This is a genomic window from Pelomonas sp. Root1237 (assembly GCF_001425055.1).
GTDB lineage: Bacteria > Pseudomonadota > Gammaproteobacteria > Burkholderiales > Burkholderiaceae_C > Pelomonas.
Window position 1 is genome coordinate 691,110 of record NZ_LMDK01000016.1, and the last position, 13,190, is coordinate 704,299.

The following is a 13,190-nucleotide window of genomic DNA, read 5'->3' on the forward strand; positions in this document are numbered from 1 at the left end:
GACGCCGTCGGCCTGCGGCGCGCCGCTCGGCTGCGCGCGACCTAGGCCAACAGCACGCGGGCCATCGCCTGCGCCAGCTGGCCGCGGCTGTAGGGCTTGGGCAGCAGTTCCCAGTCCGCCGGGGACTCGCGGTCGGCATCCAGCAGTTCGGCGGAGAAGCCCGACATCAACAGGATGGCCAGCTGCGGCAGCCGCTGCTGCGCGATGCGGGCGAGCTCGGTGCCGCGCATGCCGGCGCCCAATGCAATGTCGGTGAGCAGCAGGTCGAAATCGGCTTCAGGCGTCAGCAGTTGCAGCGCCTGCTCGGCACTGGAACAGACGCTGAACACGCAACCCAGGCTGGCCAGGAAGTGCTGCGCCACGGCGCGCACCTCGGCGTCGTCTTCGACCACCAGCACTTTCAGCCCCGCGGGCACCGTGTGCCCGACGTGGTCGCCGTCCTGGGCCCCCGTCTGGGCATCGTGTGGCACCGGCAGATACAGGCTGATCGTCGTGCCAAGGCCGGCCGTGCTGTCCAGCGCGACGGCGCCCTGCGACTGCTTGACGAAGCCATAGACGGCACTCAGCCCCAGGCCCGTGCCGCGGCCGGCCTGTTTGGTCGTGAAGAAGGGCTCGAAGGCACGCTCCTTGACGGCCTCAGGCATGCCTGTGCCGGTGTCGGTGACGGCGATGCGGACGAACCGGCCTTCGCCGAGCTCGTCCTGCAGGCCCGTCGGCAGCATGCCCGCGGCCGCCGCGGAAAAACGCAGATCGCCGCCGTCGAGCATCGCGTCGCGCGCATTGATCGCGATGTTGAGCAGGGCAGCTTCCAACTGGCCCGCGTCGGCCAGCGCCAGGGGGCAGTCCGGCGCGACATCGACGCTGATGCGGATGCGTTGGTCCAATGTGCGACGCAGCATGTCCGACAGCGGGTGCAGCAGGCCATGCACGTCGACCGCGCTGGGCTGCAGCACCTGGCGGCGCGAGAAGGCCAGCAGCTTGCCGGTCAGCTCCGCGCCGCGCTTGGATGCGCGCATCGCGGCGCTCACCAGTTGCAGGGCGCCACCGTCCTGCGCCAGTGCCGGCAGCTCCTCCAGCACCTGCAGATTGCCTTGGATGACGGTCAGCAGGTTGTTGAAGTCGTGGGCAATGCCGCCCGTCAGCTGGCCAACACTTTCGAGGCGCTGGGCATGGCTCAGCGCCTCCTCGGTCTGCGCCCGCTGCAGGCAGGTGACCAGCAGATTGGCCAGTGACTCAAGGAAGCGCTGTTCATCGTCGCCGAACCGCTTCGACTGGCGGGAACGAACCTTCAAGGCGCCAATGACGCGGCCGCGGTCCAGCAGCGGCACCGCCAATGCGCTGACCAACCCTGCCGCGAGATAGTCGGGGGGCACCGCATAGCGTTGTTCTGCGCGGAAATCCTCGATCACGACCGATTGCCCCTGGCTCAGCACGACGCCCAGCGGCGTGTCGCCGCGATTGGGCACGATGCAACCCAGCGACTCGCCGGCGATCAGGCCCACGCCCCCGGCGACGCGCAGTTCAAGCCGGTTGCTTTCCAGCAGGAACACCAGCGCCATCTCGACTTCCAGCGCCTCGGCGGCGATGGCCGGTACCTGCTGCAACAGCTGCTGCGGATCGCGTGCGTCGACGGCCAGGCGGCCCAGCTGCGCCAGATGCTCGCTATAGCGCGCCCGCTGCAACGCCTGTTTGACGCGCGGATAGCCACCGATGCCGCGGATCGCGGCAACCACGAAGGGCAGGCCGTGGTCTTGCAAAGGGCTCAGCGCGATTTCCACCATCACCTCGCTGCCGTCGCGCCGCCGGGCTACCAGCTCCATCTGCGTGCCCATCGGCCGAGCGCGCGGCGCGTGACCGTAGGCCTGCCGGTATGACGCGTGGCGAGGGCGAATGCTGTCGGGCACCAGTTCGTCCACGCTCGTGCCGACGAGCTCCTCCATCGAGTACCCCAGCAGCGCCGCCGCCGCGGGGTTGGCTCGGGCGATCAGGCCTGCGGCGTCCACCAGCAGCAGGGCGTCCGGATAGGCGGAAAACAGCGAGCGGTAGACGGTCAGGTCATCGACGGGCTGCGGCGTCGGCTGGTTGGCGGGAGGCGTTCCAACCATCAGGTTTTCGCCCGTGCGGAGCCGATGGGCGGAACGAAGATGTAGCCGGCGCCGCGGACCGACTTGATGATCTGTGGATTCTCCGCATCGACTTCCAGCTTCTTGCGCAGGCGTCCGATCTGCACGTCGATCGTGCGGTCAAAGGGCGCAGCTTCGCGGCCCCGCGTCTGTTCAAGCAGAAAGTCGCGGGACAGCACGCGACCCGCATGCTGGGCCAGGGCCGCGAGGAGGGAGAACTCGCCGCTGGTGAGCCGCACCTCTGCGCCGTTCGGATCGTCAAGGCGCCGGGCGCCCAGGTCGAGCTGCCAGCCGAGAAATGTCAGGTGCTCGCCACCCGAGGCACTGGCCACCTGCCGGGGCGCCTGCCCGCTGGCCGGCTGGCCGGAGGCCAACGGGTGCGGCTCCATGCGCCGCAACACGGCCTTGATGCGCGCGACCAGCTCGCGCAGGTCGAAAGGCTTGGTGACGTAGTCATCGGCGCCAACTTCCAGGCCCACGACCTTGTCGACCGAGTCCCCGCGGCCGGTGATGATGACCAGGCCGCAGCGCCAGTGCTCGCGCAGCTGCCGTGCGATGGCGAAGCCGTCCTCTCCGGGCAGGCCCAGATCCAGCAGCACCAGCTCGGGCGGATCGCTGGCCATCAGCTCCATCAGCGCACGGCCCGAATGCAATTGCGTCGTGCGAAAGCCGTGCCCAGGCAGATAGCGGCCGAGCAGCTCGGTGATCGCTGTTTCGTCATCGACAACGGCAATATGCTGAAGCGTCACAGCGTCGGCGCACCTGAAGCGTTATGGGGATGGCAAGGATTCTGGCACCGATCGGTGCCCCGAAATCATTGTGCAAGGCCGCTGGCGCCCCGCGACCCCTCGCCCGGCTAGCGCCCGCTCAGCACGCGCGCAGGCAGCATGACGATGGCACGCAGCAGCCCGAAGGCGCCGTCGACGGCGATGCCCAGCAACCTGAAGGGCAGCGTGATCAGCCAGACCAGCGGCCACAGCAGCAGCGCCAGGATGGCCAGCGGCCAGCAGATCACGAACAAGATGCACCAGAGCAGGAAGCTGAACATCGCGGACTCCTTCTTACTTGACCGGCTGACTGATGCCGGGCTTCAGGTATTTATCCAAGAACTCGACCATGCGGCGGTTGGCCTCCAGCGTGTTCTTCTTCTTGGAGAAGCCATGCCCCTCGTCGTCGAACACGAGATAGTCCACCGGCACATTGTTCTTCTTGACCGCCGCGACGATGTCGTCGCTCTCGGGCTTGATGACGCGCGGGTCGTTGGCGCCCTGGATGACCATCAGCGGCTTCCTGATCTCGCTGGCGTGGAACAGCGGTGACGTGGCCATCAGGCGCTCACGGTCCTTCACCGGGTCGCCCACCTCCTGGTAAAGCGCCAGGCGGAAGCTCTCCCAATAGGGCGGAATGCTTTCCAGCGTGCGGATCCAGTTGGCGACGCCGAAGATGTCGATGCCCACCTTGAAGGCCTCGGGGCGGAAGGCCATGGCCGACAGCACCATATAGCCGCCATAGCTGCCGCCGACGATGCCGATTCGCTCGGGGTCGATGACGCCGGTGCCGGCCAGGAAGGTCTTGGCCTCGATGCAGTCCCACAGCGGCTCGCGGCCATGCTTGCCGTCGTCAGCCGTGAAGAAGCTCTTGCCATAGCCCGAGCTGCCGCGGTTGTTGATGCCCAGCACCGCATAGCCGTTGTTGACAAAGTACTGCATCAGCGCCGAGTAGCCGCGCTTGGTCTGGCCGCCGGGGCCGCCATGCACCCAGACGATGGCCGGCACCTTGTGGGTTGGCGAGGCTTCCTTGGGCAGCATGTAGACCGACGGGACGACCATGCCGTCGAAGCTCTTGAAGCGGGCGATAGAGGCGTCCACCAGCTCGGCCGGGTCGATGTCCTTGGACAGGCTCTGCGTCAGCTGCTTCGGCGCGGCGTTGGAGCCGACCTCGGCGACGAACAGGTTGTTGGGCGAGCGGTCGCCGTTCACGTAGAAGGCCATGCGCTTGCCGCTGCGGGAGAAGGTCACGCCGCGCACGTCGCCGCCGGGTAGCTGGGGCAGCGCCATCGGCTTTCCGTCGCGGTACAGGCGCAGCGCGATGCTGGCGTCGGCATTGATGCCGGTGATGCGGTAGCGGCCGTCCTTGGAGAAGGCCGTGTAGTCCACGTCCCAATCGGCCTTCTCGATCTCGCGGGTCGCGCCGCTGGCCAGGTCGTAGCCGATGACGCGGGTGAACTCGCCGCCGTCGTTGCTGGTCATCAGCAGCTCGCGGCTGTCGGGCGTGAAGTCCTGCGGCGTGTAGTTGGCCACGCCCTGGTGCTTGGTGATGTGCTTGACCTCGCCACTCTTCAGGTCGACCAGGTGCACGTCGGAGTCGGCCGTCGTGTTGATCTTGCCCACCGCCAGCCAGCGGCCGTCGCGGCTGATGTCGCTCAACTCCCAGCCGGCCTCGTTCTTGAAGACCAGCGTGCGGGCGTAGGTCTTGGCATCCAAACGGTAGAGGTCGAAGAAGCGCGGATCGCGCTCGTTGGTCGTCACGTAGAAGGCCGTGTCGTCGCCGCTCCAGCCGGCGAACGAAGCCTTGAGCTTGTCGCCCGGCGTCAGGTCCTTCTCGCTGCCGTCGAGCTCACGCACATAGAGATGGTTGAGCTCGTTGCCGGCCTGGTCGCGGGTGTAGAGGAAGCGGTCATCGCCCGGGAAGAAGCCCACGGCGTAGTGACTGTCGGTCTTGGAATTCGTCAGCTGGACCGGCTTGCCGCCGCCCACCGGCATCGCATAGACGTTGAAGATGCCCGTCTCGTTGCTGTGGAAGAGGATGCGGCTCTCGTCGGCCGAGAAGCTGGCGCCACCGATGTTCACGGTGGCCATGAACTGCTCGATGGTGTAGCGCTTGGCGGGCTTGGGCGCCTTGGCGACAGCGGCCGGCTTGTCGGCGGCAACAGCGGCCTGGGACGCGCCAGCCAGCAAGGCCAGGGAAGCGACGAGGGACAGCAGGGGTCGGCTCATGGAGTCTCCGTTGAAATGAGTGGGCAGACTCTAGCCAGCCGCCCCGCCGTCCCCCATCAGGGTTGTGACGAAGCGGCGGAATCGGGGGACAGGCGGTTCAAGGCGACGCTGGGCCGTTCCCGAGTCGCCTTGACCCCCTCGGGGGGCGGGCGGGCTTCAGGCCAGCCCTGGGGGCACCATCAAATGCGTTGATGGCCCGCGACATAGCAGGCCGCGAGGTTGCGCTCGTCGGCCAGCGTCATCCACGCAAAGACACGCTCGTGCAGCTCGCGCGCCACCGCGTCGCGCGCCTCGGCGACCGGGCCTTGCGCCCAGTCCCACACGCAGATGTCGGCCGTCTGCCCCACCGACAGGCCGCCGATCTCGTCACCCAGCTGCAGCGCCTCGGCCGCGCCCCGCGTGGCGGCATGCAGGGCCACCCAGGCGGTCATGCGCTCGCCGCGCAGGGCCTGGATCTTGTAGGCGTCCAGCATGTTGCGCGGCAGGCTCAAAGACGTGCCGCCGCCCACGTCCGAGGCCAGGCTGATGTTGAAGGCCGCACCCGGCCAGTCGAACAGGCCGCTGCCCAGGAATAGATTGCTCGACGGGCAATGCGCCACCTGGGCGCCACGGTCAGCGATGACGACGCGGTCGTGCGGGTCCAGATAAATGCCATGGGCCAGCACCGAGCGCTCGTGCACGAGGCCGACGCGCTCATACACATCCAGGTAGCTGCGCGCATCCGGGAACAGCTCCGCCACCCAGGCGACCTCGGCGCGGTTCTCGGCGACGTGGGTCTGCATATAGAGGCTGGCATCGGCGCGGCACAGCGCGCCGGCCATCGCCAGCTGCTCGGGCGTGCTGGTCGGCGCAAAGCGCACCGTCACGGCGTACGCCAGGCGGTCGCGGCCATGGAAGCGGGCGATGAGGTCGACGCAATCCTTCTCGGCCTGAACGACGTCGTCCCGCAGCCCGTCCGGCGCGTGGCGGTCCATCAACACCTTGCCGGTGATGAGGCGCATGCCGCGTGCCGCGGCGCTGTCGAACAGGGCCTCGGCCGATACCTTGTGCACGGTCGGGAAGACGACGGCCGAGGTCGTGCCACTGGCCAGCAGCGCATCCAGGAAGACCTCGGCCCCTGCGCGGCTGCGCGCCGGGTCGGCAAAGGCGCATTCGCTCGGGAAGGTGTAGCGCTTGAGCCAGTCCAGCAGCTCGGTGCCGTAGGAGCCGATGACCTCCAGCTGCGGGCAGTGGACGTGGGTGTCGATGAACCCCGGCAGCACCAGCTTGCCGGCATGGTCCTTGCGCGCCCAACCGGCATCCGGCTCGGCGGCCTGCCTCCCGACGATGCGGCCGTCCTCGATCAGCAGCCAGTGGTCGCGGTCAAAGCGCACCGCCGGTGGCTCGGTGTCGCCCCAGCGTGGTGCAGCCGTGAAATCCAGCAGATCGCCCCGCAGGGCCCATCGGCGTGGACTGTCGACGAATTTTTCCTGGTTAGTAAAACTCATATGGCAATTCTGAGGCAACGCTCGACAATCGAGGCCAGCATGAATACCCGACCCATCCGTTTTTTCCACCGCGGCGAGGTCGTCGAGGTCCAGAACCTGCGCCCGACGACCACCGTGCTGCAATACCTGCGCGAGCATGCCGGCTGCACCGGCACCAAGGAAGGCTGTGCCGAGGGCGACTGTGGCGCCTGCACCGTCATCCAGGGCGAGCTGGGTGCCGACGGCCAGCTGGAACTGCGCAACGTCAACGCCTGCACCCAATTCCTGCCGACGCTCGACGGCCGCGCGCTGCTGACGGTGGAAGACCTGGGCGGCCCGCAGCGGCTCAACCCCGCCCAGCAGGCCATGGTGGACTGCCATGGCTCCCAGTGCGGCTTCTGCACCCCCGGCTTCGTCATGAGCCTGACGGCTTGTTATGAAACCCACCAAGCCGCCGGCACCAAGCCCACCCGCCAGCAACTGGCCGATGCGCTGGCCGGCAACCTCTGCCGCTGCACGGGCTACCGGCCCATCCTGGATGCCGGCGAACAGATGTTCGACGCGCCCGCCCGCTGCCTGGACCGTGCGCCCATCGCTCAGGCTCTGCAGACCCTGGCCGCCGACGAGCCGCTGGACTATGGCCACGCCGGCGCCCGCTTCCATGCACCGCAAAGCATCCACGACCTGGCCCTGCTGCGCGAGACCTATCCGCAGGCGACGCTGCTGGCCGGGTCGACCGACGTGGGCCTGTGGGTGAACAAGCAGTTCCGCGACCTGGGGGACGTCATCTACACCGGCCGTGTCGCGGCGCTGCGCGAGATCCGCAACGACGGTACCGGCCTGTGGATCGGTGCCGCCGCTTCGCTGGAAGACAGCTGGGCCGCGCTGACCGCCGCCGTGCCCCGCCTGCGCGAGCTGTGGCTGCGCTTCGCGTCGCCGCCGGTGCGCCATGCCGGCACGCTGGGCGGCAACATCGCCAATGGCTCGCCCATCGGCGACGGTGCGCCGGCCCTGATCGCCCTGGGCGCCGACATCATCCTGCGCCGCGGCTCGCAGCAGCGCCGCCTCAAACTGCAGGACTTCTATCTCGACTACATGAAGAAGGACCTGCAGCCCGGCGAATTCGTCGAGGCACTGCATGTCCCCCTGCCCTCGCCCGACTGGCGCTTCAGCGCGCACAAGATCGCCAAGCGCCATGACAGCGACATCTCGGCCGTCTGCGCCGTGCTGGCGATCAGGCTGGATGCCGGCGCCGTGCAGGAGGCGCGCTTCGCGTTCGGTGGCATGGCCGCCATCGTCAAGCGCGCCGCCGCGGCGGAAGCCGCCGTCGTCGGCCAGCCCTGGAGCGAAGCCACTGCCAAGGCTGCAGCCGCCGCGCTGCCGCAGGACTTCAAGCCCATGACCGACATGCGCGCCAGCGCTGACTACCGGCTCAAGGTGGCGCAGAACCTTTTCATCAAGCTGTGGCTGGAAACCGTCGGCGCTGTGCCGGTCGGCGTCTGGCCGTCGATGCAGGAGGTGCCGGCATGAACAAGCCTGAAGCCTTGATTGAGTTGCAGCCGGTCGTCGGCAAGTCGCTGCCGCACGAGTCGGCGCACCTGCACGTCAGCGGTGCGGCACCCTACATCGACGACCTGCCCGAGCCCGCCGGCACGCTGCATGCGGCGCTCGGCCTGTCGCCCATCGCGCATGGCAAGCTGCTGGGCGTCGACCTCGAACGCATCCGCCGCATGCCCGGCGTCGTCGCAGTGCTCAGCGCGGCCGACATTGCCGGCGAGAACAACTGCGGCCCATTGCTGCATGACGACCCCATCCTGGCGGCGGACGAGCTGCGCTATGTGGGCCAGCCGGTGTTCGCCGTCATCGCGACCCACCGCGAACTGGCGCGCCGCGCGGCGGGGCTGGCCAGACAGGTCATCCAGGCCGAGCCGCTGCCGCCGCTGCTGACGGCACTGCAAGCGCATGCCGCCGGCCAGTACGTGCTGGCGCCCGCGCACCTGACGCGAGGCGAGCCGGCCGAACAGCTCGCCAGCGCGCCACACCGGCTGCAGGGCAGCTGGAGCCTGGGCGGCCAGGAGCAGTTCTATCTGGAAGGCCAGATCAGCCTGGCCGTGCCGCAGGAGGGCGGCGACGCCTTGCTCGTGCACTGCTCGACCCAACACCCGAGCGAGATGCAGCAGCTCGTGGCGCATTGCCTGGGCTGGCATGCGCATCGTGTCGTCGTGCAATGCCGGCGCATGGGTGGCGGCTTTGGCGGCAAGGAGAGCCAATCCGCTCTCTTCGCCTGCGTCGCGTCCATCGCTGCGCTGAAGCTGAAGAAACCCGTGAAGCTCCGCGTGGACCGCGACGACGATTTCCTCGTCACGGGACGCCGTCATGGCTTCGACTACCGATGGGATGTCGGCTTCGACGCCGACGGCCGCATCCTTGCCGTCGACATCGATCTGATCGCCAACGCCGGGCACAGCGCCGACCTTTCCGCCCCCGTGATGGCCCGCGCGCTCTGCCATTTCGACAACGCCTACTGGCTGCCGCATGTTGCGATGCATGGCTACTGCGCCAAGACCAACACGCAGAGCAACACGGCCTTCCGAGGCTTTGGCGGACCGCAGGGGGCCATCGCCATCGAGATGATCCTGGACGGTGTCGCCCGCCAGCTCGGATTGGACCCGGCCGAGGTGCGCCAGCGCAATTTCTACACCGCCGGCCAGGACATGACGCCCTATGGCCAGCAGGTCGAGGAACTGCACGCCCAACCGCTGACGGCGCAGCTGCTTGCCAGCAGCCGCTACGCCGAACGCCGCGCCGAGATCGCCGCCTTCAACGCCGCCAGCCCGGTGCTGAAAAAGGGCCTGGCCTTCACGCCGGTCAAGTTCGGCATCTCCTTCAACGTGGCCCACCTGAACCAGGCCGGCGCACTGGTGCATGTCTACACCGACGGCTCGGTGCTGGTGAACCACGGCGGCACGGAAATGGGCCAGGGCCTGAACACCAAGGTGGCCCAGGTCGTCGCGCATGAGTTGGGCCTGCCGTTGGCCAGCGTGCGCTGCTCGGCCACCGACACGAGCAAGGTCGCCAACACCTCCGCCACGGCCGCATCCACCGGCAGCGACCTGAACGGCAAGGCCGCGCAGGATGCCGCGCGCAAGATCAAGGGGCGGCTGGCCGCCTTCGCCGCCGAGCGCTTTGGCTGCGCCGCCGAGCTGGTCGCCTTTGATGGCGGCCAGGTCAGCGGCGGCGGCCAAAGCCTGCCCTTTGGCGAACTCGTCGCCGCGGCCTACCTGAAGCGCGTGCAGCTGTGGAGCGACGGCTTCTACGCCACGCCCGGCCTGCACTGGGACCGCAGCAAGCTGCAGGGCCACCCTTTCTATTACTACGCCTGGGGCGGCGCCGTCTGTGAGGCGTTGGTGGACACACTGACCGGCGAAAGCCGCATCACGCGCGCCGACATCTTGCACGACGTGGGCCAGAGCCTGAACCCGGCCATCGACATCGGCCAGATCGAGGGCGGCTTCATCCAGGGCATGGGCTGGCTGACGACGGAGGAGCTGGTCTGGCACCCCACGACGGGTTTGCTGACCACGCACGCGCCCAGCACCTACAAGATCCCGACCGCCAACGATTGCCCGCCGGAACTGCGTGTGGAGCTGTTCGGCGTGGCCAATGCCAGCGAAACCATCCACCGCAGCAAGGCCGTCGGCGAGCCGCCGCTGCTGCTGGGTTTTGCGGCCCTGCTGGCCATCAAGGACGCCTGCGCCGCCTGCGGCCCAGAGAATTGCGATCCGCCGCTGCAGGCGCCGGCCACGGCCGAGGCGGTGCTCAACGCGATCGACGCCGTCCGTTGAAGCTCGTCGCCGCCCTCACCGTCCTGCTGGCGCTCGGCAGTTGCGCCACTGCACCGCCGGCGCCCGACATCGTCAGCGTCGACAGCTGGGGCGGCAGTGCAGCCACATCCACGGCAGCGCCGCAGCAGATCACGCACATCACGATCCACCACCAGGGCGAGATCTGGAAGGACGGCGCCGACGTCGAGGCCTACTTGCGCCGGCTGCAGCAGTGGTCGCGCCTGACCAAGCGCTGGGCGGACATCCCCTACCACTACGTCATCGCGCCCGACGGCCGCATCTACGCGGCGCGGCCGCTGGCCCAGGCCGGCGACACCAACACCGAATACGACCCGCGCGGCCACGCCCTCGTCATGCTGGTGGGCAACTTCGAGGAGCAGCAGCCCACGCCGGCCCAGCTCAACGCCGCCGTCGAGCTGACCGCGTGGCTGGTCCGCCAACACCACCTCGGCCTGGACGCCATCGCCAGCCACAAGGACTACAGCCGGCAGACCGTCTGCCCGGGCAAGAATCTGTACGCCTACCTGGAATCCGGCTGGTTCAAGGCCGAGGTGGGCAAGCGCCTCTGATCAGCGGGTTTTCTGCGTGGCCACCACGACGGCTGAGTGCGCGAGCTGACGTCGCGTGCCGTCAGCAGGTGCAGCACATGCGACGTGCGCTGACGGGGTGGCGCCGCTGGGGCGTGCTTCAATCGGCGCACAAAAAGCCGAAACGGGAGAGGACGACGTCATGAAACCATTGCTTTTGACCGCTGCACTGCTGGCGGCAGGCTGCAGCACCGCGTCGCCCCTGCGGCAATCGCAGGAAAGTTTCAACGCGGCTTACGGCGTGGTCGCTGGCAACACCGACACCATCGTCATTTCCAGTTCGCCACCCTATGTGCAGATCACCGTGGTGGACAAGCGGACGTCGGAGGCTCGTACGCGCTGCATCAACGCCTACTCTCTTCTCGGCGCCTTGGGACTTGAGCACGGCCTGCCGGTCGGCGCATACGCGGAAACGCTAAGGCTCGCGCTGACCAACAAGGAGCGGCGTTTCGAATTCACCAAACCGGAGGCCCTGGCCAACCTGGTCATCAGCTACGCCGACGCCGACCTTGAGGTGATGCAGCAACGATTGGCGCCCTACAGCGACGCTGAACTTGCAACAGGATTCGGCGGCCAGGGAACGCTTCAGAGCTTGCTCGACGGCTCGCCTGCAGACCGCCCCCGGGCCTATCGCGACGCTGCGGCCTGTGTCCTGATCGACCGGGGTTTCTCGCCACGAATCGCTGATCGGACCGGAGCGCTGGTGATATACCGCTGACCGCGGCGTCCATCGTCAACGCGCGCGTTGCGTCGCGACCACCACCGCCTGGGTGCGCGAGTTCACGCCCAGCGCCCTCAGCACCGCGGCCACATGGTCCTTCACGGTGTCCACGCTGACACCCAGCTCGCGGGCGATCAGCTTGTTGGACAGGCCTTGCGTGAGCAGATGCAGCACATGCTTCTGGCGCGGCGTCAGCGGCAGCTCCGCCCAGTCGCCCGGCGCGGGGCCAGCCGAGGCCGGTGTGGCTGCAACGGGTTCAGCCGCACGCTTGAGCGGCGGCACATAGGTGCCACCGGCCAGCACCAGGTGCAGGGCCTGGACCAAGGTATTCAGGTCGCTGCGTTCGGGCACATAGCCCATGGCGCCGGCACCCAGAGCCTGCAGGGCCTCCTCGGTGTCGTCGCTGCCGGAGATGACGACGACCGGCAGCAGCAGGTGCTCGCCGTGGATCTGCTGCAGCAGCTCGAAGCCGCCATCGATGCGCAGGTCCAGCAGCACGAGCCGGGGGATGGCCTGGCCCAGCGCGTCGCGCGCGGCGGCGACAGTGTCCACGCCCTGCACCTGCGCCCCGGCGAAATGCTGCTCGATCAGGCCGGTGAGCGCGGCGCGCACCATCGGAAAAGCATCGACCAGCAAAACCTTCATCACCCCTCCTCGTTGAACCGCGGCGGCATGATATTCAACGCAGGGCCGCGGCGAGCAGGGGTTTGGCCCAGGCGGGCACGCTGCGCAGCGGTGCATGGGCAACGACCCGGCCCAACTGCATCTGCAACAGCAGCACGGGCTGGGGCCGGCGGCCGGCGCGCGGGTCGGCCTCGAAGCTGTTGTCATAAAGGCGCAGGCTGGCCAGGTGAGGCATCAGCTTGACGAGATTGCCGCGGCTGGCGTCAAAGCGCTCGCGCACCTTGGCCTCGGGAATGTCGTGCCCACCCGCGGCCACGCGTGCCTGGATGCGGCGCAGGTGCAGTTCAGGCGTGGCAAGGCCGGCGTACCAGACATGCACCTGGGCACCACCCCGTGCGCCGTCCAGCAGCAACTGGGTCATGCTGGTGCCGCCCAGCGTCGTCTCGAAGGCATAGGTCAGGCTTTCGGCCAGCGCCTTCTCCAGGCCGCGTCGGCCCAGCGTCCAGGCCAGGCCATTGGCCTGTTCGGCGGACAGGCTGGGCTGCTGCTCACGCAAGCGCGCGGCGGCGATGTCGGGATTGAAGAACTCGGCCCCGCTGGCCTGGATGGCCGCGCCGCCGAGGGAACTCTTGCCAGCGCCATTGACGCCAGCGAGCACGTAGAGGCGTGCCGGCAATTCAGCAGTCCGTTCCGGACACAGGCACCGGGCCGAGCGCCGGGCCGCTCCCAAGCCGGCCCGTCAGGCGATGTGCTTGCCGGTCAATCCGGCAAGCATCGCCGTCCCCGCGGGGGACCGACCAGGTTGGCCCGCGTCCAGCGAGGCCAAAC

Annotated in this window: 11 protein-coding genes; 4 read left to right on the forward strand and 7 right to left on the reverse strand. The window is 68.3% G+C overall.

The features are described 5' to 3' along the window. Positions 1-41: 41 nt before the first annotated feature. The 5 genes from ASC91_RS15960 to guaD all read right to left on the reverse strand — a co-directional run bounded on the left by ASC91_RS15960 (position 42) and on the right by guaD (position 6,606). Positions 42-2,105, reverse strand: coding sequence for a PAS domain S-box protein (locus ASC91_RS15960; protein ID WP_056198438.1), 2,064 nt, complete (start codon positions 2,103-2,105; stop codon positions 42-44). Beyond that, a complete protein-coding gene (locus tag ASC91_RS15965; RefSeq protein WP_056198440.1) occupies positions 2,105-2,872 on the reverse strand; it encodes a winged helix-turn-helix domain-containing protein in 768 nt (255 codons plus the stop codon). The genes ASC91_RS15960 and ASC91_RS15965 overlap by 1 nt, the downstream gene beginning before the upstream one ends. Positions 2,873-2,979: 107 nt before the next feature. Next, positions 2,980-3,171 carry a hypothetical protein gene (locus ASC91_RS15970; protein ID WP_056198443.1) on the reverse strand — a complete coding sequence of 64 codons (192 nt, stop codon included), beginning with the start codon at positions 3,169-3,171 and terminating at the stop codon, positions 2,980-2,982. Positions 3,172-3,184: 13 nt separating this feature from the next. Next, a complete protein-coding gene (locus tag ASC91_RS15975; protein WP_056198445.1) occupies positions 3,185-5,119 on the reverse strand; it encodes a S9 family peptidase in 1,935 nt (644 codons plus the stop codon). Between the two features lie 179 nt (positions 5,120-5,298). Next, positions 5,299-6,606: a guanine deaminase gene (guaD, locus tag ASC91_RS15980; protein ID WP_056198448.1), complete on the reverse strand. Its 1,308-nt coding sequence runs from the start codon at positions 6,604-6,606 to the stop codon at positions 5,299-5,301. 39 nt (positions 6,607-6,645) lie between these two features. On the opposite strand from guaD, the gene xdhA reads away from it, so the two are divergent. From xdhA to ASC91_RS16000, 4 genes are all read left to right on the forward strand, one after another. Further along, complete coding sequence (xdhA, locus tag ASC91_RS15985) at positions 6,646-8,115, forward strand: xanthine dehydrogenase small subunit (RefSeq protein WP_056199672.1); 1,470 nt, start codon at positions 6,646-6,648, stop codon at positions 8,113-8,115. Continuing rightward, positions 8,112-10,430 carry a xanthine dehydrogenase molybdopterin binding subunit gene (gene xdhB, locus ASC91_RS15990; RefSeq protein ID WP_056198450.1) on the forward strand — a complete coding sequence of 773 codons (2,319 nt, stop codon included), beginning with the start codon at positions 8,112-8,114 and terminating at the stop codon, positions 10,428-10,430. Before xdhA ends, xdhB begins: the two co-directional genes overlap by 4 nt. After that, positions 10,427-10,999, forward strand: coding sequence for a peptidoglycan recognition family protein (locus ASC91_RS15995; RefSeq protein ID WP_056198452.1), 573 nt, complete (start codon positions 10,427-10,429; stop codon positions 10,997-10,999). The genes xdhB and ASC91_RS15995 overlap by 4 nt, the downstream gene beginning before the upstream one ends. A 160-nt stretch (positions 11,000-11,159) precedes the next feature. Further along, complete coding sequence (locus ASC91_RS16000) at positions 11,160-11,735, forward strand: hypothetical protein (RefSeq protein ID WP_157281658.1); 576 nt, start codon at positions 11,160-11,162, stop codon at positions 11,733-11,735. Positions 11,736-11,750: 15 nt separating this feature from the next. On the opposite strand, the gene ASC91_RS16005 is transcribed toward ASC91_RS16000, so the two are convergent. Next, positions 11,751-12,383: a response regulator transcription factor gene (locus ASC91_RS16005; protein ID WP_056198459.1), complete on the reverse strand. Its 633-nt coding sequence runs from the start codon at positions 12,381-12,383 to the stop codon at positions 11,751-11,753. 34 nt (positions 12,384-12,417) lie between these two features. Next, positions 12,418-13,038 (reverse strand): AAA family ATPase, encoded by a 621-nt coding sequence (locus tag ASC91_RS16010; RefSeq protein ID WP_200955293.1) that lies wholly within the window; start codon positions 13,036-13,038, stop codon positions 12,418-12,420. Positions 13,039-13,190: the final 152 nt, after the last annotated feature.